The 18617-nt window shown below is 54.5% G+C and carries 16 protein-coding genes and 5 tRNA genes; 8 read left to right on the forward strand and 13 right to left on the reverse strand.

Going from position 1 to position 18617, the window contains the following annotated elements:
- Positions 1 to 10: 10 nt before the first annotated feature.
- From NH398_RS06000 to miaB, 4 genes are all read right to left on the reverse strand, one after another.
- Positions 11 to 895: a transporter associated domain-containing protein gene (locus tag NH398_RS06000; protein ID WP_159341643.1), complete on the reverse strand. Its 885-nt coding sequence runs from the start codon at positions 893 to 895 to the stop codon at positions 11 to 13.
- Positions 896 to 1018: 123 nt separating this feature from the next.
- Complete coding sequence (gene ybeY / locus NH398_RS06005; RefSeq protein WP_253017217.1) at positions 1019 to 1480, reverse strand: rRNA maturation RNase YbeY; 462 nt, start codon at positions 1478 to 1480, stop codon at positions 1019 to 1021.
- A complete protein-coding gene (locus tag NH398_RS06010; RefSeq protein ID WP_159341645.1) occupies positions 1477 to 2574 on the reverse strand; it encodes a PhoH family protein in 1098 nt (365 codons plus the stop codon). Before NH398_RS06010 ends, ybeY begins: the two co-directional genes overlap by 4 nt.
- An 86-nt stretch (positions 2575 to 2660) precedes the next feature.
- On the reverse strand, positions 2661 to 4004 hold the full coding sequence (miaB, locus tag NH398_RS06015; RefSeq protein WP_159341646.1) for a tRNA (N6-isopentenyl adenosine(37)-C2)-methylthiotransferase MiaB: 1344 nt from the start codon (positions 4002 to 4004) through the stop codon (positions 2661 to 2663).
- Positions 4005 to 4191: 187 nt separating this feature from the next.
- Between miaB and NH398_RS06020 the strand changes: the two genes are divergently transcribed.
- From NH398_RS06020 to NH398_RS06050, 7 genes are all read left to right on the forward strand, one after another.
- Positions 4192 to 4267: transfer RNA gene (locus NH398_RS06020), tRNA-Asn, on the forward strand.
- Between the two features lie 88 nt (positions 4268 to 4355).
- Positions 4356 to 4431, forward strand: a tRNA-Asn gene (locus tag NH398_RS06025).
- 32 nt (positions 4432 to 4463) lie between these two features.
- A tRNA-Asn gene (locus NH398_RS06030) sits at positions 4464 to 4539 on the forward strand.
- A 751-nt stretch (positions 4540 to 5290) separates the two neighbouring features.
- Complete coding sequence (locus tag NH398_RS06035) at positions 5291 to 6685, forward strand: AAA family ATPase (RefSeq protein WP_253017219.1); 1395 nt, start codon at positions 5291 to 5293, stop codon at positions 6683 to 6685.
- Positions 6685 to 7629 carry a DUF4435 domain-containing protein gene (locus tag NH398_RS06040; RefSeq protein ID WP_253017221.1) on the forward strand — a complete coding sequence of 315 codons (945 nt, stop codon included), beginning with the start codon at positions 6685 to 6687 and terminating at the stop codon, positions 7627 to 7629. The genes NH398_RS06035 and NH398_RS06040 overlap by 1 nt, the downstream gene beginning before the upstream one ends.
- Before the next feature lie 21 nt (positions 7630 to 7650).
- Entirely contained in the window at positions 7651 to 8682 is a 1032-nt protein-coding gene (locus tag NH398_RS06045) for a hypothetical protein (RefSeq protein ID WP_253017223.1), read from the forward strand.
- Positions 8683 to 8965: 283 nt separating this feature from the next.
- Positions 8966 to 9328 carry a metalloregulator ArsR/SmtB family transcription factor gene (locus tag NH398_RS06050; RefSeq protein WP_305947625.1) on the forward strand — a complete coding sequence of 121 codons (363 nt, stop codon included), beginning with the start codon at positions 8966 to 8968 and terminating at the stop codon, positions 9326 to 9328.
- A gap of 84 nt (positions 9329 to 9412) precedes the next feature.
- On the opposite strand, the gene NH398_RS06055 is transcribed toward NH398_RS06050, so the two are convergent.
- Positions 9413 to 11506, reverse strand: a complete 2094-nt coding sequence (locus NH398_RS06055; protein WP_159341648.1) for a carboxy terminal-processing peptidase — start codon at positions 11504 to 11506, stop codon at positions 9413 to 9415.
- Positions 11507 to 11644: 138 nt separating this feature from the next.
- On the opposite strand from NH398_RS06055, the gene NH398_RS06060 reads away from it, so the two are divergent.
- Positions 11645 to 12949, forward strand: a complete 1305-nt coding sequence (locus NH398_RS06060) for a M18 family aminopeptidase (RefSeq protein WP_253017225.1) — start codon at positions 11645 to 11647, stop codon at positions 12947 to 12949.
- 78 nt (positions 12950 to 13027) lie between these two features.
- Here NH398_RS06060 and NH398_RS06065 read toward each other — a convergent pair.
- The 8 genes from NH398_RS06065 to lolB all read right to left on the reverse strand — a co-directional run bounded on the left by NH398_RS06065 (position 13028) and on the right by lolB (position 18555).
- Positions 13028 to 13104 (reverse strand) — tRNA-Met (locus tag NH398_RS06065).
- A 64-nt stretch (positions 13105 to 13168) separates the two neighbouring features.
- Entirely contained in the window at positions 13169 to 14260 is a 1092-nt protein-coding gene (gene ychF / locus NH398_RS06070) for a redox-regulated ATPase YchF (RefSeq protein ID WP_159341650.1), read from the reverse strand.
- 104 nt (positions 14261 to 14364) lie between these two features.
- On the reverse strand, positions 14365 to 14946 hold the full coding sequence (gene pth / locus NH398_RS06075) for an aminoacyl-tRNA hydrolase (RefSeq protein WP_159341651.1): 582 nt from the start codon (positions 14944 to 14946) through the stop codon (positions 14365 to 14367).
- Positions 14947 to 15146: 200 nt separating this feature from the next.
- Entirely contained in the window at positions 15147 to 15788 is a 642-nt protein-coding gene (locus tag NH398_RS06080) for a 50S ribosomal protein L25/general stress protein Ctc (protein ID WP_159341652.1), read from the reverse strand.
- Positions 15789 to 15884: 96 nt separating this feature from the next.
- The gene (locus NH398_RS06085) at positions 15885 to 16826 is read right to left on the reverse strand and encodes a ribose-phosphate pyrophosphokinase (RefSeq protein WP_026001771.1); all 942 of its coding nucleotides are present in this window, start codon (positions 16824 to 16826) and stop codon (positions 15885 to 15887) included.
- Between the two features lie 59 nt (positions 16827 to 16885).
- Positions 16886 to 16960 (reverse strand) — tRNA-Gln (locus NH398_RS06090).
- A gap of 30 nt (positions 16961 to 16990) precedes the next feature.
- Positions 16991 to 17851: a 4-(cytidine 5'-diphospho)-2-C-methyl-D-erythritol kinase gene (gene ispE / locus NH398_RS06095; RefSeq protein ID WP_253017227.1), complete on the reverse strand. Its 861-nt coding sequence runs from the start codon at positions 17849 to 17851 to the stop codon at positions 16991 to 16993.
- 59 nt (positions 17852 to 17910) lie between these two features.
- Complete coding sequence (gene lolB / locus NH398_RS06100; protein WP_253017229.1) at positions 17911 to 18555, reverse strand: lipoprotein insertase outer membrane protein LolB; 645 nt, start codon at positions 18553 to 18555, stop codon at positions 17911 to 17913.
- Between the last annotated feature and the right edge of the window lie 62 nt (positions 18556 to 18617).

The following is an 18617-nucleotide window of genomic DNA, read 5'->3' on the forward strand; positions in this document are numbered from 1 at the left end:
GAACGACCGCCTAGTCGTCCTGTGGTTCGTCGTCAGCGGCGTTGCTGTCGCGATAGGCTTCGAGCAGGCGAATGCGGCGGTTATCGGCGTTCAGAATGACGAACCGCCAGCCGCCCAGCGTCGTGTGTTCGCCGCGACCGGGTAGGTGACCAAACTGCTGCATCACCAGCCCGCCCACCGTATCGAATTCGTCATCGGAGAATTCGGTGCCGAAGCGTTCGTTGAAGTCTTCGATGGGCGTGAGGGCGCGAATGGCGAAGTGGCCGTTCTCCAGCGTGCGGATGTCGTCCTCTTCATCGGTGTCGTGCTCGTCTTCGATATCCCCGACGATCTGTTCGAGAATATCTTCGATGGTGATGATACCCGCCGTGCCGCCGTACTCGTCCACCACGATCGCCATGTGGTTATGGGTTTCGCGGAACTCTTTGAGCAGGGTATTGAGGCGCTTGGATTCGGGAATGAACATCGCCGGACGCAGCACGTCTTCCAGTTTGAACGCGTCGCGGCTCTCTTGCGATTGCGACAGCAGCGGCAGCAGGTCTTTGACCAGCAGAATGCCTTTTACGTCGTCCAGGTTCTCGCCCACCACCGGGTAGCGGGAGTGGCCGGTCTCTTGGATCAACGGCAGGTAGTCGTCCCGCGTTTGGTCGAGGGTAATGGCCGACACCTGAGAGCGTGGGATCAAGATTTCACGCACCTGCTGATCGCTGATATCGAGCGCCCCCTCAATAATCATGATGGCGTCTTGATCCAGCTTCAGTTTCCCTGCGGTGTGGCGTAAAAACGTCATCAGCTCATCCCGCGAGCTGGGTTCGTCGTTGTCTCCGGAAAGGGCGCCAAAGAGTTTCTCGAGCCATGATTTTTGATTGGGGTTGCTCGATCGGTCTTCGCTCATTGCGTCAAATCTCTCAGTTACGAAAAAAGGTGTTACCAGGATGATCGTACGTACACGCCATCGTTTTATCACTGAGTTGCCGTTGACACCACTCTAAACGTTCGCTTGATTTAGGGGGGCGGCTTACGCGTGATAAGGATCAGGAATATCGAGAGTCGCCAACAGCTCGCGCTCTAGCTGCTCCATCTCCTCGGCTTCCTGGTCGTCGATATGATCGTAGCCCATTAAGTGCAGCGTGCCGTGTACGACCATATGCGCATAGTGGTGGGCCAGCGGTTTCTGCTGTTCGTCGGCTTCGCGGGCGACCACGACGTGGCAAATGATCAGATCGCCCAGCAGCGGCAGGGTGATGCCGGGTGGGTTCTCGAACGGAAACGAGAGCACGTTGGTGGGCTTGTCTTTACCGCGATAGTCGCGATTCAGCGCCTGGCTCTCCTCTTCGTCCACGAAACGGATGGTCAGCTCTTGGCGTTCGTCATCCGGATGGCGAGAAAAGACACAGCTCACCCAATGGGTGAGCTGTTCGAGCGACGGCAGCCGCGGCTCGTCGATGGCCGCCTGCCGGTCGATCACGATATCGCTCATCGGTCGTTCTCTCCCGAGCGGTCGCTATAGCTGTTGCGTTCCATGGCCTGCATACGCGCTTCGCGCTCCTGCTGGCGAGCTTCACGCCGGGCGCGCTCGGCCACTTCCTGCTGAGACTCGAACTCGTCGTAGGCTTCGATGATGCGCTGCACCAGCGGATGACGCACCACGTCCTTAGCGGCAAAGTGGGTCACGCCGATGCCGGGGGTGTCTTTGAGGACGTCCAGCACCTGCGACAGCCCTGAGCGCTGCCCGCGCGGCAAGTCGACCTGGGTAATATCGCCGGTGATCACGGCGGTGGAACCAAAGCCGATCCGTGTCAGGAACATTTTCATCTGCTCCGGCGTGGTGTTCTGGCTTTCATCCAGAATGATGTACGAGTTGTTCAGCGTACGGCCACGCATGTAGGCCAGCGGGGCAATCTCGATCACCTGACGCTCGATCAGTTTCGCCACCTGCTCGAAGCCGATCATTTCGTACAGCGCGTCATACAGCGGGCGCAGGTACGGGTCGATTTTTTGCGCCAAGTCGCCCGGCAGGAAGCCCAGTTTCTCACCGGCTTCCACAGCTGGGCGTACCAGCAGAATGCGGCGCACCTCTTGCTGGTTGAGCGCTTCCACGGCAGCCGCCACGGCAAGGTACGTTTTACCGGTACCCGCTGGCCCGATGCCGAAGTTGATGTCGTGTTCGCGGATGCTCTGCACGTAGCGCTGCTGGTTCAAGCCGCGGGGTTTGATCATGGTGCGCGGTGTGCGCATGATCACTTCATCGCTACCGCCTTCGCCATCCTCTTCCTCCTCCAGCGCTTCCAGGCCGGATTCTTGCAGGAACAGGTGCACGGTATCCGCCGAAAGTTCATCGGCGGCGGTTTCACGGTAGAGGTGTTCCAGCACGTTGGCGGCCGCTTTGATACGGTTCGCGGCACCGGCCAGCTGAAAAACGTTGCCACGGTTGCGCAACGTCACGTCCAGGCGGCTCTCAATCAGCTTTAGATGCTCGTCCTGTTGGCCGCAGAGACTTGCGAGACGCTGCGGGTCATTGGGTTCAAGGCTTAGGGTGATAATGCGATTGGCCTGAGGTGATGGCTGGCTCAAGAGTAAGAAACCCGTCAGTTGATGTATGTGAGACTCAGCTTACTGCCCCGGCGGGGCCGGGGCAATTACCTAGGATACGCGAGCGATCAATAACGTTCGCCGGAGGCAAGCTCGCCACGCAGCGAGTTGGGCAGCGCTTCGGTGATCTCGACATCGACGAAATAGCCGATCAGCTCGGTCGGGTTGGCCGCGCGGAAGTTCACTACGCGGTTGTTTTCGGTGCGCCCAGAGAGCTGACCGGGGTCTTTCGGTGAAAACCCGGTCACTAGAATGCGCTGCGTGGTACCCACCATACGGCGACTGATTTGCGCCGCCTGCTGCAGAATGCGCTCCTGCAGGATGGCGAGGCGCTGCTTCTTCACGCTTTCCGGCGTGTCGTCGGCCAAGCCAGACGCCGGGGTGCCGGGGCGCGCCGAGTAAACGAAGCTGAACGAGTGGTCGAAGCCGATGCGATGAATCAGATCCATCGTCGCTTCGAAATCTTCTTCCGTTTCACCGGGGAAGCCGATGATGAAGTCGGAAGAGAAGCTGATATCTGGACGGTTCGCGCGGATACGCTCCATCTTCTCGATGTACTCTTCTGCCGTGTGCCCGCGCTTCATGGCGCTAAGGATGCGGTCAGAACCTGATTGCACCGGCAGGTGCAGGTGGCTGACCAGCTCCGGTATCTCGGCAAAGGCGTCCACCAGGCTGTCGGTGAACTCCACCGGATGCGAGGTGGTGAAGCGAATACGGTCAATGCCATCGACGGCGGCTACGCAGGCAATCAGCTCGGCCAGGTCGATCTCGTCGCCGTCGTCGTTCTCGCCACGGTAGGCGTTCACGTTCTGGCCCAGCAGGTTGATCTCCCGCACGCCCTGGTCGGCCAGGTGGATGACTTCATCCATCACCGCCTCGAAGGGGCGCGAGACCTCTTCGCCACGGGTGTAGGGCACCACGCAGAACGTACAATACTTAGAGCAGCCTTCCATGACCGAGACGAAGGCCGTCGCGCCATCGGACTTGGGCTGGGGCAAGTGGTCAAACTTCTCGATTTCCGGAAAGGTGACGTCCACCGCCGCAATTTGGTTGTTGTTGCGGGCGTCGAGCATTTTCGGCACGCGGTGCAGCGTTTGCGGGCCAAAAATCATGTCCACGTAAGGGGCGCGTTTGCGCAGCGCCTCACCCTCTTGGCTGGCCACGCAGCCACCCACACCAATTACCAGATCGGGATTGGCGTCTTTCAGCTTTTTCCAGCGGCCTAGCTGGTGGTACACCTTATCCTGCGCCTTTTCACGAATGGAGCAGGTGTTGAGAAGGATGACATCCGCCTCCTTCTCGTTATCGGTGAGCTCCAGCTGGTGAGATTCGCCGAGTAGGTCCGCCATACGCGAGGAGTCGTACTCGTTCATTTGGCAGCCGTGCGTTTTGATGAAGAGCTTCTTCGCCATCGGTACCTGTCATCTATGGGTCGTCAAAGGGGACGAGGGATGAATGAAATAACGGTGAGACAGCGGCAGCGCTGCCGTCGAATGGCTGCATTATACGGACACAGCAAACCAGGGGCTAGCATTCCCCCATAATCGATACTTGACCCGCGCGATTCAATCAGTATACTACGCACCGTGTTTGAGCAGTTCCTCGATAGCTCAGTTGGTAGAGCAAATGACTGTTAATCATTGGGTCGCAGGTTCGAGTCCTGCTCGAGGAGCCAAAACACTTGTCAGCACAATTGCTTAGAACATTTTAAGTGAATACTGATAAGTGATAGGCTCTGGTTCAAACGCAACAGCAAACGATGTTCCTCGATAGCTCAGTTGGTAGAGCAAATGACTGTTAATCATTGGGTCGCAGGTTCGAGTCCTGCTCGAGGAGCCAAGCTGCTGTTCTGCTAAAGATTTTTTTGTTGTTCCCCGATAGCTCAGTTGGTAGAGCAAATGACTGTTAATCATTGGGTCGCAGGTTCGAGTCCTGCTCGGGGAGCCATCTAGCTTACCATCTTTCCTATCTAAATGAGTGCCCGCCCGCTGCCAACTGGCATTTTGGGTGATTTTTTGTGTGTGGGTGTTTGTCTAACGGCGCTTGTTTTATGCCTTTGCGTTGGTTGCAACACATCTTGCTGAGTATGAACCTTATTCTAACTATCTGAAATTTATATCTTTTAGGACTGATTTGGGCTGGATTGCTAAAGCCTAAGCGCTAATCTTTACTCTGCCTAAGCCTCGCCATTGAGCGGGGCTTTTTCGTTTCAAGGCATTATGTAGCTTCGCGTAGCGGCCGTATGGCTCTGTTGCTTGGCCCCTAGTCTGCCACCCCACGGCGCGTTGCCCCCCACCCGCCTGCGGTGTTCGCTTGTGGGGTAGTTCTTCATGCACCCAGCAAAAACGGGCCAAAGCCCGTTTTTGCTGGGCTTTAGGCGGGTTTTGAAGGCATGGGAGTCATGCGAAATCATGGGAATTTGTGTGTCTTTTTAGTGGTGGATAGCTAGTGAGTCGAAAAAAGAGAGTTCAGTCCTTGCTGATAGAGGAAAAGCTTAGTCCAATGAAATCCTGGTAAAGCCTAAGTATTCATGTTATTTGTAACTGAGAAATTGTATCAATTCGATGCTGTGTAGAGGCATTCGTGTCAATGTGATTCTAACTTACTTCAGACTGGTATGTTATGAGTAGTTAAAATTTTGGGCCAATATAGCTAAATATTATATTTAGGTAATGTGTCATCTTAGAGGTTGTTATAAATGGCTACTATATATGTTAAGAATGTTGAGCTGCGCAATATACACAGAAGGTATGATCTAGATATAAGTTTTAATGAAAATTTAAGTGTGCTACATGGAAAAAATGGTACAGGTAAGTCCACTCTTCTACATATTATTGCCAATGTTGCAAATTGTGATTTTTTAAGGTTTGCATTTTTAGAATTTGATAGTATTAAAGTGACTTATTCTGATCGGAGTAGTATTCGGATTGTTCAAGAAAAAAATGAGAGTGATGCTGAAATACAAGTGTGGACTCATTATGGGAGTTGCATTTCTTTTCTAAAAAGCAGTGCGTTAGAAGCTATCAGAGAAATAGAATCAGAAAAGCACTTCAGCAAATATTCGCAGCAACCGTTATTTAAAGAAGTAAGAGATTTTATTTCTTTAAATGATCTTAGAGCTGTGGATATTTCTTATTTTCCGGCATTTAGAACAATGTTGGAAGTTTGGTCTTCTCAAAGAGAAGCTTCTGAGCTGGTATATAGGAGAGCTGTTAGAAATAGTAGAGTGCCCGCTAGGCAAATAACCTCATTTTCTCGGGACCTTTTTGGACCTTTCCTGCCCGTGATAAATTTTCCCTCACCAATAGATATTGAGCAGAGTTTAAAAGATGAAATAAAAGAAGCTCAAATTAGCATCGGTAGATTTGAAAGCTCAATTTTTAGTGATTCTTTTGTAAAAGTGTTTGCTGCTTTGCTTGAAGGCCCCCCCAAAAACTACGATTCAGAAACATTATTAAGTGAGATTTTAGAACTTACTGAAACAACAGAAAGTACCAGATTAGGTGCATTGGAAGAAAATTCTGAAGCTTATAAAAACCTTCGCTCTCTTTTTGAAAGAAGCTCACAAGCTGGATCGTTAGTTGGTTCTACCTCTGGAGCTTTGGCAGTGTATAGAGATGCTCTAAAAGAAAGAAGATTGTTTCAGAAAAAGGCTTTTGAAGAGATTGAAACATATTTCAAAGTTGTAAATAGTTTTTTGGAAGGCAAAGAGCTTTCTTATGAGCTAGGTTCTGGTAAAAGAAATACTAAAGTTGGGCTTAAGTTTCCTGACGATACCTGGAGTAGTATTAAAGTTATGTCATCAGGGGAAAGACAGTTGCTGACTATGCTTTATGCTGTTAATAAAATGAGCGGTAGCACTTCAGTTCTAATTGATGAGCCTGAAATTTCATTACATATTGACTGGCAAGAAGAGTTGCTAGGTAAGATGATGGATCAGTTAGGAGACCGTCAAATAATTGTATGTACACATTCTCCCTCCATTGCTGGAGACTATGGGGATTACATGAAAGAGGTAGTTCCTATTTTTAAAGAAGGTCTTGAAAAGTCGGCCGATAATTATCTTGATGAAGATGATGGGAGTTTTGTTTGATGGCTCTCAATTATAGTATTGCTGAATATATTATAAAAACAAGAATGAGCTCTAAGGTTAGAGTCTTAGTTGAAGGTGCGGATGACATGAAGCATTTTAAGAATCTACTACATGTCAAACTTCCTAACAAAAATATTAAGGTCGACACTGCCGAGGGCATTAGAGGAGATTGCCGCTTAACTGGTAAGAATAATAAAGAAAAGATTTTAAAAGTACATCGTGCTACTAGAAATACTCAGTCCCATAATAATTTGTTTTTTCTACTAGATAGAGAGTTTGATGGATTTGAGCTAGAGCAGGTTATTCGCGACCTGAAAAAGGAAAGCCTTTTCTGTAATAATATGTTGCTAACAGCAGGGCACTCATTTGAGAATTATTTTTTCTACCCACGTATAATTAAAGATGCTTATCTTTATTTATGCTTATCTGAGTTCAAGAGAGACGCAATGCAAGCATTTATTTCTAGTTTGGATGAATGCTTTAGAATTCTTGCGGCTATTTCTTTGGCCGCAAAGGATATCCAGAAAAGCACTTATCCTATAGGCACTATTCATTGGTTTGATTTTAAAATTGAAAATTCATTGCCAATTTTTGGTCATCAAGAATGGCTTGAAAAAAACAATAACGGAGCTGCAATAGAGTTTGTAAATAGATATTTATACAATTATGAGCTTGTGAGTGGAAGTGAGTTGGAGGATTGTATAAAAGTTATAAGAGGTCATACAGGTGTGATATTCTTCCAAAGAATTTTTGCAGCATATCTGAAGTTACAAGCTTCAGCAGATAGATACTCTAATAGTAATAAGCATGCTGATGATTTTTCAAAAATTAATGAAAAAGGTATGTCCGCAGCATTTTGTGAGGCTTGGATACGTCTGATTGAAGCAGATGGACGTGTAGCTTATCCTGAAGAGTTAATTAAGTTTTTAGAAACGGAAGCATAATTTTTTATGAAGGAGGAGGGAATGTCTGGGGATTACGTGTGGAGATATATGTCTCTTGCTAAGTATATTGATTTAGTCAGCTCTAAAAGCATTTTTGTACCTAAAGCATCTTTGTTTAATGATGCTACAGAAGGAAAATGGATAGCCCACGCCGTACTATGGGGGGACAAAAATCATTGGGCAGGGCTTAAGCTTTATGCTGATAGATTGAGTGAGTTGCTCGAAAAAACAGGGAGTGATCAGAATAAGATATTGTCTGAAGGAATGAATCTCTATGACGTTTTAGATAATAAAGATAGAGGTTCAGTTTTGGGTGATGTTTTGAAAGGTCTGGTTACGGTTTATCCTCATAAGAGGTACGAGTATATAAAAACAACTTTAAACTCATGGTTAAGTAATTATAATGGTCATAATGACAGGGTCAATGAGTGGGTTGAAGAGGTGGCCGTTGGAAGAGAGTGTACCTATATTAGCTGCTGGAATAGAGCTGATTTTATGTCTCTTGCTATGTGGAATGTCTACGGAGGTAGCGAGGAGTCTGTGGCTGTTCGAGTCCGTACAAGTAGGTTAGAAGAGCTATTGAAGGAAAATTCTAGCTGGTTAGATCAAAATGGTATGGATGCTCAAATAGTCGATGTTGAGTATATTGAAGGCTTGAAGAACCCCAATAAAGAGTTGCGCAGTCGTTTGATTAAGAAACTAGGCGTTGGAAAAGACGTTCGAATCGGTACTTTTAGTATAAAACCAGCGATATATGAGTATGAGAGTGAGATGAGAATTATTGTTCATCCCCGGAAAAATTTTAAAGAAAAACTTTTTGATCCGCATCCGGAGTTAGATGGCTTATATCTTAGTGTTTGTCCTGGTGGTCGAGAACTTAGCGAGTTTATCGATGCTGTGTGTATACATCCTTTATTAGATAGTAATTCTATGATCTACAAAGTGCTGAGTTCAGTCAATAAACAGTATGGCCTTCCTGATCTGCCGATTATTACAGATAAAGTTGAGGCGCTAGGCTCTACTGTCAGCCTTAAGACTTGGAGCATGCCATAAAACTTTGAAAATAATTGTTGGTATACCTAGCTTTTAATTTGTTAGTTGATTTAATAGATATCAATTGCTTATGGTGTTGGTGTTCATCCTGCTCAGCATCCGATACTGCTATACACCTCACATATTTTTCTCCATAGTAAAATACTTTGTGCCCCAACCCAACCCAACCCAACCCAACCCAACCCAACCCAACCCAACCCAACCCAACCCAACCCAACCCCTTAGCCTTACCCCCCAGCTTGGCGTAAACTAGCTGCTTCAATTTATAGCGTAGGAAGGTGTCGTGGGGAAAGCGGCTAGCCTGCAGGCGCTGCAGGTCTTTAAGTGTTTGAGCGATGAAACGCGGCTAATGCTGGTGCTGTTGATTGCCCAGGAGCAGTCGCTGTGCGTGTGTGAGATGACCTATGCGCTGGAGGAGTCTCAGCCCAAGGTGTCGCGCCATTTGGCGCAGCTGCGCCAGTGCGGCCTGCTGATGGATCAGCGGGAGGGGCAGTGGGTCTACTACCGTTTAACGCCGCAATTGCCTGCCTGGGCGCAGTCGATTATTGAATCAGGTGCGCAGGGGAGTGCGGTGCAGCTTGAGGCGCTGACGCAGCGCTTGGCGCGTATGGGGGATCGTCCGGCGCGGCGCGCTGCCCTCTGCTAGCAGCGTTTCGGTTCCAGCAAGCATCCACAAAAAACGCCAGCCCTCGGGCTGGCGTTGTTGTTGCTAGCGCAGAGTAAGCGTGGGTTAACGCTTGGCCATGCGCTGGCTCTCTTGCAGGTGAACGTAGTCAAGCAGCACTTCAGCGGCTTCGAGCACGTGGGCGCGGTCCACAGGCATCTCTTCGTCGTCGCTGTCGTTCTCAGCTTCGGCATCTTCCGTGGCGGCGGTGCCGTCGCTACGCGCGTCCATCCACTCTTCCAGTTCAGGCAGCCCCAGGGCGCGGCGGCGCTGGTTTTCCAGTGAGAGCTGTTCGGCTTCTTGGGCTTCTAGCTCGCGTTGGCGCTGTTCCCGGTTCAGGCTGACACTGGTGTGCTGTTCACGCAGCTGGCGAGCCAGCGTGGACTGACGCTCCAGGTAGCGGAAGTTGGGGTTCTCTTTGGCGCGCTCTTCATGGCGAGCAATCAGCGCGGGCAACACGCGTTCCGGCTCGCCGTAACGGCGGTACTGTACGTTTTGCACGTTGTCCCACGCCAGGGCGTTATCCAGGCTGCTTTCGCCAATGCGCTCGGGGTCGATCAGGCTAGGGAAGGTGATGTCCGGTTCGACACCGCGATTCTGGGTGCTGTCACCTGAAATGCGGTAGAACTTGGCGCGGGTCAGTTTGATCTCGCCGTGGCTCAGCTCGTTCAGGGTTTGAACGGTACCCTTACCAAAGGTCGAGGCGCCCACCACGATGCCGCGGCCATAGTCTTGAATGGCACCGGCGAAGATTTCCGAGGCAGAGGCCGAGAGGCGGTTTACCAGCACGGTGAGTGGGCCGTCGTACACGGTGCCTGCTTCGGTGTCGCCGTAGAGCTGAATGCGGCCCTGGGCGTCGCGTACCTGCACGGTGGGGCCACGATCGATGAACAGGCCGATCAGCGAGTTGGCCTCTTGCAGTGCGCCGCCGCCGTTATTGCGCAGATCGAGCACGATACCTTCCACACCCGCTTGTTTGAGGTTCTCGATTTCGCGGGCCACGTCGCGGGTGGTGCTGCGATACTCTTCTTCACCGGCTTGCCAGGCGTCGAAATCGACGTAGAAGGTGGGCACGTTGATGACGCCGATGCGATGTGGCTCGCCGTCGCGCATCACTTCGATCACTTCGCTGTCAGCCGCCTGATCTTCCAGGCTGACCGTGTCGCGGGTGATCTCGACGATTTGCGAGCGGGTCATGTCCACGGCTTGGGCAGGCACTACGTCCAGGCGTACCACGGAGCCTTTGGGGCCGCGAATCAGATCGACGACGTTATCCAGGCGCATGCCGACGACGTTGACCATCTCGCCCTCTTCCTGGCCGACGGCGATGATGCGGTCGGCCGGTTCCAGCACGCCTGCGCGCTCAGCGGGGCCGCCGGGCACGAGGCTGGAGACTTTGACGTATTCACCGTCCGCTTGCAGCAGCGCGCCAATGCCTTCCAGCGAGAGGCTCATCTGAATATCGAAGGATTCGCCTTGACGAGGGGAGAGGTAGCCGGTGTGTGGGTCGATGGTGCCGGAGATAGCGGCCATCAGCAGGCCAAACACATCTTCCGATTCCGCTTGGCGTAATCGCGAGAGCTGACCTTCGTAGCGCTGGCGCAGGTTGTCTTCGATCTGCTCCGCGTCCTGGTCGGTAAGAGCGAGGGTCAGGGCGTCGTTTTTCAACCGTTTGCGCCATAGCTCGTCCAGCTCGCTGTCGCGGGTGGCCCAGGGAGCGTCTTCACGATCCACTTCCAGGCGCTCGTCGCTGTTGAACTCCAGCGATAATCCTTCGTCCAATTCGGCGAGCAGCCACTCCAAGCGGGCGGTGTGACGCTCGCTCAGGCGGTTGTAGAGGGCGAAAGCGTCGTCCAGGTCGCCATCGAACAGCACGTCGGCCATGTCGTTCTCAAGGTGGCGATAGGGTTCGATGTCTCGGTTCAGTAGGTAGGCGCGCTGACCATCCAGAATATCCAGATAGCGTTGGAAAGCTTCCTGCGACCACTGCTCGTTGAAAGTAATATCAGCATAGTGGCCGTAGCGGAGTGAATCCGCAATTTCCACTGCCGCTTGGCGTTGTTCGTCGGTCGGCGCGAGTTGCGCCAGCGCTGCCGGGCTGGTGATCACCAGCATCACGGCAAGGGCGACCGAGCGCGAAAGCGTTGCAAACAAGCTCATCAGTCAAGCTCTCCCGGATTTGTGTACACTCATTCTTCCCTAGACCCGCAGTTAGCCTATGAGTTGCGTAGGCCGAGGGAGCATTGTAGCAGGTCATTTCCCCTGTGAGACTCAATCATTACTGTTATGAGGAATTCCATGTCCGAGGCTTTCAACGCGGAACGTTTAACGCGGCTGTGCGATTTTTTGCAGCAGTCGCCTACGCCATGGCATGCCACCCAGAGCATGACTGAGCGTTTGGAGCAGGCGGGCTTCACGCGCCTGGAAGAGACCGCGAACTGGCAGCTCGCGCCAGGAAAGCGCTACTACGTGACGCGTAACGATTCGTCGGTGATCGCGTTTCAGTTACCCGCTGGCAAACTGACTAGCCTGCGTATGATGGGCGCTCACACCGATAGCCCAGGGCTGCGCCTGAAGCCCAACGCGACCCAGTACTCGGCCGGCTGGCTGCAGTTGGGCGTGCAGGTATATGGCGGCGTGCTGCTAGCCCCCTGGTTCGACCGCGATTTGGGTTTGGCGGGGCGTGTACACGTGCGCCATGCCGATGGCCGTTTGGAAAGCGTGCTGCTGAACGTAGACCGCCCCATCGCGATGATTCCGAGCCTCGCGATCCACATGGACCGCGACGTGAACGGGGGGCGCTCGATCAATCCGCAAACGCAAATGGCACCGGTGCTGATGCAGAGCGATACCGCCAAATTGCACGAGCTATTGGGGCAGTGGCTGGAAGAGCAGCACGGCCTGCGTGCGGTCGAGGTGGTGGATTTCGAGCTGGGCTTTTACGACGTTCAGCCGCCGTCACTGGTTGGGCTGCGCAAAGAGCTGCTGGCCAGCGCACGGCTGGATAACCTGCTGTCGTGCTTCGTTGCCCTAGAGGCGCTGCTGGAGTGCGATGGCAGCCAAGGAGCGCTGCTGGTGGCGAACGACCATGAAGAGGTGGGCAGTGCCAGCGCCTGCGGCGCACAGGGGCCGTTCCTGGGCGATGTGCTAAAGCGCTTGAACGCCCAGGTCGGTGGCGGCAGTGAGGAGTCGCTGATTCAGCTGATCCAGTCGTCGCTGATGATCTCCTGCGATAATGCCCACGCGCTGCACCCGAACTTCCGCGACAAGCACGATGAACGCCACGGCCCGGCCATCAACGGTGGTCCGGTGATCAAGGTGAACGCGAGCCAGCGCTACGCCACCAATAGCGTCACCGGCGCGCTGTTCCGAGATATGTGCCGCGAAGCGGATGTGCCGGTGCAGTCATTCGTCACCCGGGCAGATATGGGCTGCGGCAGCACGATTGGGCCGATTACCGCTACGGAAGTGGGCGTGCCGACCATCGACGTAGGATTGCCCCAGTGGGCGATGCACTCGATTCGTGAAACGTCCGGCACGCGAGATGTGGATTACCTGACGCGGGCGCTGACGGTGTTCCTGAATCGCCCAACGCTCTCCTGATTCAACCGCCTGGTTAGAAACGAAAAAGGCCCGCTGACTTAGTCAGCGGGCCTTGCTATTGCTAGCGTAATTCGGTGTTGGTGGCTACGCCCTGATTTGAACAGGGGACCCCATCATTATGAGTGATGTGCTCTAACCAGCTGAGCTACGTAGCCGTTCAACGGGGGCGAATATTACTCAGGGAGGCGACGCCCGTCAAGCATTTATTTCTTTTCTCGCTTATACGTTGAAGCGGAAGTGGATCACGTCGCCATCTTTGACGATGTACTCTTTGCCTTCCAAGCGCCATTTGCCGTTGTCTTTGGCGCCTTGCTCACCGCCCAGCGCGACGTAATCGTCATAGGCGATGACTTCGGCGCGAATGAAGCCCTTCTGGAAATCGGTGTGAATCACACCGGCGGCTTCCGGCGCGCTGGCGCCCTGTTTCACGGTCCAGGCGCGGACTTCTTTCACACCGGCGGTGAAGTAGGTTTGCAGGCCCAGCAAGGCGTAGCCCGCACGAATCACGCGGTCGAGTCCTGGCTCTTCCATGCCCATTTCGGCCAGGAACATGCTGCGCTCTTCGTCTTCGAGCTCGGCAATTTCGGCTTCTAGCTGGTTGCACACCGGCACGACGACCGCGCCTTCTTCGGCGGCGATCTCTTTGACGATGTCCAGGTAGGGGTTGTTCTCGAAACCATCTTCATTGACGTTGGCAATGTACATGGTGGGCTTGAGAGTCAAGAAGCCGAAGCTTTTCACCTGGCGCTTCTCGTCCTCGTCTAGCCCAAAGCTGCGCAGCGGCTGGCCTTCGGCCAGATGTGGTTGGATCTTGTCCAGCACGGCTTTGGTGGCAATGGCGTCTTTGTCGCCACCTTTCACCACGCGCACCAGGCGCTGGCTGGCTTTCTCGACGGTGTCCAAGTCGGCCAGGGCAAGTTCCAGGTTGATGGTCTCGATATCGGCGCGGGGGTCGACCTGGTTGGCGACGTGGATGACGTTGTCGTTATCGAAACAGCGCACCACGTGGGCAATCGCTTGGGTTTCACGAATATTGGCCAGGAACTTGTTACCCAGGCCTTCCCCCTTGGAGGCGCCCGCTACGAGGCCCGCGATGTCCACGAACTCCATGGTGGTGGGCAGCACTTTTTCGGGCTTTACGATGGCCGCCAGCTTGTCCAGTCGCGGGTCGGGCATCGGTACGATACCGACGTTGGGTTCGATGGTGCAGAACGGAAAGTTCTCCGCATCAATGCCAGACTTGGTCAACGCATTGAAGAGCGTGGATTTGCCTACGTTGGGTAGGCCGACGATACCGCAGTTAAAGCCCATAAAATAACTTCCTGACCGCTAGGGCGGCGCAACCGTTCGTGCGTCTGCCCGGTGTGAAAAGAGTGCGTTCGTAACGCGTGGTAATAGAGTCCGACAGCGTGCTGCTATTTTACGCTATGTAGGCGGTTCATAGCTTTAGCCCAGTCGCCGGAAAGCGCGAGCGGCAGCGTGGCCAGGCACTCGTCCAGCGAGCGCTCGATGGCTTCTTGCTCGGCCTTGCCGGGGCGGCCCAGCACGTAATTGACCACCTGCTTCGCCTCGCCGGGATGGCCAATGCCAATGCGCACGCGGTGAAACTGCTTCTGGTTGCCCAGGGCGCTGATAATATCGCGCAGCCCGTTGTGGCCGCCGTGCCCGCCGCCGGTTTTGTAGCGTGACTGCCCCGGGGGAAGGTCGAGCTCGTCGTGCGCGACCAGCAGATTCTCCGGGGATAGTTTGAAGAATTGGGTAAGCGCTGCGACCGCCGCACCGCTACGGTTCATGAACGTGGTGGGGTTGAGCAAGTGCAGCTCATGGTCACCCACACGGGCTTTGGCGTAGAGCCCTAAAAACTTTTTCTCAGGACGCAGTTCGGTGTGGGCGCTGCGTGCAATGGCGTCGACTAGCCAAAAGCCCGCGTTGTGTCGGGTGGCGTCGTATTCAGCGCCTGGGTTGCCCAGTCCTATAATGGCCGTTACCTGGCTCATTTTCCCACCTCCAAAGGTTCTGGAAGATATGACGACGTGTGACGGAGCTGCCTCCGCAGGCGGCTGCCTGAGGCTATCGAGCCCCATGCCGCAAAAAAAAAAATCAAGCGCCGAAGCGCTTGATTTTAACATCCTTGGGCCATGCGAGCATGGCCCAGGTAGCGCTGGTCAGCGTGGGCTGGCAGCACCTTTAGCAAGGCTTACTCGGCGCTGCCTTCTGCGTCGCCTTCACCTTCGCCTTCTTCTTCGTCATCGCCACGTACTTTCACTTTGGTGATGCTCAGAATGGCGTTGTCGTGCTCTTCACCGTGGGCCAGGTCAACAGACGTGACGCCGGCCGGCAGGGTCAGGTCAGACAGGTGCAGGGTAGTGCCCAGCTCGACCTTGCTGATGTCCACTTCCAGGAAGTCCGGGAGGTCTTTCGGCAAGCAGCTGATGGCGATTTCGTTCGCCAGCACGTGCAGTTCGCCGCCCTGGTCTTTGATGCCGACACACTTCTCTTCGTTCACCACGTGCAGCGGCACGTTCATGGTGATTTCGTGAGTGGCGTCAACACGCAGGAAGTCAGCGTGGGTCAGCAGCGGCTTGAACGGGTGACGCTGCAGGTCACGAACAACCACTTGCTCTTCTTTACCGTCGATCACCAGCTTGATGACAGAGGAGAAGAAGGACTCGTCTTCGATCGCCTTGTAGAACGCAGTTTTTTCTACGGAGATCGACTGAGCGCCTTTCTCACCGCCGTATACAACGGCCGGTACTTGTTGGTTCGCACGACGCAGGCGGCGGCTCGCACCTTTCCCCAGGTCGTTACGAACGCTGGCTTGCAGGATAAAATCAGACATGGAATTTGCCTCTTGGTTTAAGTAAGGAAACGCCGCCGCCCGCGACCAGACGACGACGTTTCCAGGGCCCCAAGTGGGGGCTCATAACGTCAGGCGTTAGTGAAACATCGCGCTGACGGATTCCTCGTTGCTGACGCGGCGAATGGCTTCCGCAATCAGGCCAGCAACGCTCAACTGACGAATTTTTCCGCTGCGACGCGCGTGGTCGGCGAGCGGAATGGTGTCGGTCACGACAACCTCGTCCAGTACAGAGTTGGTGATGTTGTCGACCGCGGGGCCGGACAAAATCGGATGCGTGGCGTACGCAACAACGCGCGCAGCGCCGTGGTCTTTCAGAGCTTCACCGGCTTTACACAGCGTGCCGGCGGTGTCGATCATGTCATCGACGACCACGCAGGTGCGGCCTTCGATTTCACCGATGATGTGCATCACCTGGGCTTGGTTCGCCTGGGGGCGACGCTTGTCGATGATGGCCAGATCGGCGTTGAGCTGCTTGGCGATGGCGCGGGCACGCACAACACCACCAACATCGGGGGAAACAACCACGAGATCGTCGTAGTTTTGACGCTCGATGTCGTCCAGCAGGATCGGTGAGCCGTACACGTTATCAACCGGTACGTCGAAGAAACCTTGGATTTGGTCAGCGTGCAGGTCCATGGTCATGACGCGGTCAACGCCTGCTTTCACCATCATGTCCGCCACGACTTTGGCAGAGATGGGAACACGGGCGGAGCGTACACGACGGTCCTGGCGGGCATAACCAAAATAGGGAACCACTGCCGTAATACGGGTCGCTGAGGCGCGACGCAGAGCGTCGACCATCAGGATCAGTTCCATCAGGTTGTCGTTCGTCGGGGCACAGGTGGATTGCAGGATGAACACATCCTTACCACGCACGTTCTCATTGATCTCGACCGCGATTTCGCCGTCGCTAAATTGACCAACCGTTGCGTTACCCATACGGCTGTCTAAGCTCTCGGCAATCTTTTGAGCGAGTTCGGGATTGGCATTCCCGGTGAAAACCATCAATTTTGACACGCGCAGCCACCTTTGCAGTGTTGGGGATCAGGGGAGAAAACGCAGATCAACATTAGAATTGGCTGGGGTACCAGGATTCGAACCTGGGAATGCCGATACCAAAAACCGGTGCCTTACCACTTGGCGATACCCCAGCAATAACCTAATGCGATGACCGGGCGCTTTCAGCAGCCCAGAGCATCTTGTAGGGGAGAGGTGTTAAGTCCGCGCGCGACCCATGCTTGCCAGCGCTGATTAGCCTGTTCAACCACCGTTTGCGCAGCTTCTTTGGAATCGAATGCTGCAAACAAACAGGCGCCTGTGCCCGTCAGCCGACTAGGTGCATGCTGCGCGAGCCAGTCAAGCGCTTCCGCAATATGCGGGTAGCGTTTTTTGACGGTAGCTTCGCAGTCATTACGCCACTCGGCCACTCCCCCCTGCAGTGCGCGCGCCATAGTAATGGGGAGGCTGTCGCGTGTCAATTCCGAGTCTTGGAAGATGGCCGGGGTGGAAACGCTAATGCCGGGGTGAATGACCGCGAACCACGGAGTGTCGAGGGTCACGGGCGTCAGCTTTTCGCCGATGCCTTCCGCCCAGGCGCTGCGGCCATGGACGAAAACCGGCACGTCGGCACCCAAGGCTAGCCCCAGCTCTGCCAGGGAGGCATCGCTAAGCCCCAGCTGCCAGAGCTGGTTGAGTCCTTTGAGCACGGTGGCCGCGTTGGAGCTGCCCCCACCCAGACCGCCGCCCATGGGCAGATGCTTCTCGATGGTGATCGACGCACCTAGGTGGGTGCCGCTGGCCTGCTGCAATAACGTGGCTGCCCGAACGATCAGGTTGTCATCGTGGGCGACGCCTGCCATTGGCGTCATGAGTTCGATGACGCCATCGTGGCGTAGTGTCATGCTCAGGTAGTCGCACAGGTCGATGAGTTGAAACAGCGTCTGCAGTTCATGGTAACCGTCTGGGCGACGCCCTACGATATGCAGCATACGGTTCAGCTTGGCGGGAGCAGGTAGGGTAAGGGTGTGGGGTATTGCGGACATGCCGTCTCTCTACTGCTAAACGTATGAAAAAGGGCTGGTGCTGGGCCAGCCCGAGGAGCTTATTCCGTCGCCTGCCACTGGTTGACGACCAGCGTAATGCGCACGTCGCCGTAGTTCATCACCAAGCGGCGCGGCAGCCACATGCCTTCGGCTTGCTCCCAGTCGCGGTAATCGATGTCCCAGCCGTCCTGCTGCAAGAAGCTGGGGAAACCCAGCTCGTCGGTTTCGAGCTGGTAGCTGGCGTGGTCGCCGGGCAGGCCGCGCACCCAGTCGGGCATGGCGCGCACCGGTAACGACCAGCCAAGCTGCTCTTCCATCAAGGCTTCGGGGGTTTCGGCTTCGAAACGGCCTTCGCTGGTGGTCAGTGAGAAACGTCCTTCACGGCCTTCCAGAACGCTGCGGCCGCCACCGAAGGGGCCGCTGATCAGCATGCGGAAGTAGTAGGGCGTTTGGTTCCAGTCCAGGTTGGCGCTGGTGTTCTCCTGGGGCGTGCGCAGACCCGCTTTACCGACCAGCGTCCAGCTATCGAACGCTTCCACCTCGGCCTGCTGGCGCTCCCACTGTCCGGCTTGACGGCCACTCTCATCGACGGGCGCTTGGCTGGCACACCCCGCCAGTGCGGCCATGGCCAGCGCAGCTACCCATAGGCGTGCAGAGCGGTAGCGTGGCGAGGTCGGCGTGCTGTGCAAAAAAGAAGTCAACATAACTGGCTCCATGTCCGTGCTGTCGATAGAGAGGAAACGCGGGCGGCGGTGACGCGCGCCCA

Source organism: Halomonas sp. CnH100-B, from assembly GCF_024124605.1.
In the GTDB taxonomy this organism is placed as follows: domain Bacteria; phylum Pseudomonadota; class Gammaproteobacteria; order Pseudomonadales; family Halomonadaceae; genus Vreelandella.

Bases quoted from the DNA above. Each gene is read 5' to 3' on its own strand.
- NH398_RS06000 (WP_159341643.1), bottom strand. From the start codon at position 895: ATGAGCGAAGACCGATCGAGCAACCCCAATCAAAAATCATGGCTCGAG.
- ybeY (WP_253017217.1), bottom strand. From the start codon at position 1,480: ATGAGCGATATCGTGATCGACCGGCAGGCGGCCATCGACGAGCCGCGG.
- miaB (WP_159341646.1), bottom strand. From the start codon at position 4,004: ATGGCGAAGAAGCTCTTCATCAAAACGCACGGCTGCCAAATGAACGAG.
- NH398_RS06035 (WP_253017219.1), top strand. From the start codon at position 5,291: ATGGCTACTATATATGTTAAGAATGTTGAGCTGCGCAATATACACAGA.
- NH398_RS06040 (WP_253017221.1), top strand. From the start codon at position 6,685: ATGGCTCTCAATTATAGTATTGCTGAATATATTATAAAAACAAGAATG.
- NH398_RS06045 (WP_253017223.1), top strand. From the start codon at position 7,651: ATGTCTGGGGATTACGTGTGGAGATATATGTCTCTTGCTAAGTATATT.
- NH398_RS06055 (WP_159341648.1), bottom strand. From the start codon at position 11,506: ATGAGCTTGTTTGCAACGCTTTCGCGCTCGGTCGCCCTTGCCGTGATG.
- NH398_RS06060 (WP_253017225.1), top strand. From the start codon at position 11,645: ATGTCCGAGGCTTTCAACGCGGAACGTTTAACGCGGCTGTGCGATTTT.
- ychF (WP_159341650.1), bottom strand. From the start codon at position 14,260: ATGGGCTTTAACTGCGGTATCGTCGGCCTACCCAACGTAGGCAAATCC.
- pth (WP_159341651.1), bottom strand. From the start codon at position 14,946: ATGAGCCAGGTAACGGCCATTATAGGACTGGGCAACCCAGGCGCTGAA.
- NH398_RS06080 (WP_159341652.1), bottom strand. From the start codon at position 15,788: ATGTCTGATTTTATCCTGCAAGCCAGCGTTCGTAACGACCTGGGGAAA.
- ispE (WP_253017227.1), bottom strand. From the start codon at position 17,851: ATGTCCGCAATACCCCACACCCTTACCCTACCTGCTCCCGCCAAGCTG.
- lolB (WP_253017229.1), bottom strand. From the start codon at position 18,555: ATGTTGACTTCTTTTTTGCACAGCACGCCGACCTCGCCACGCTACCGC.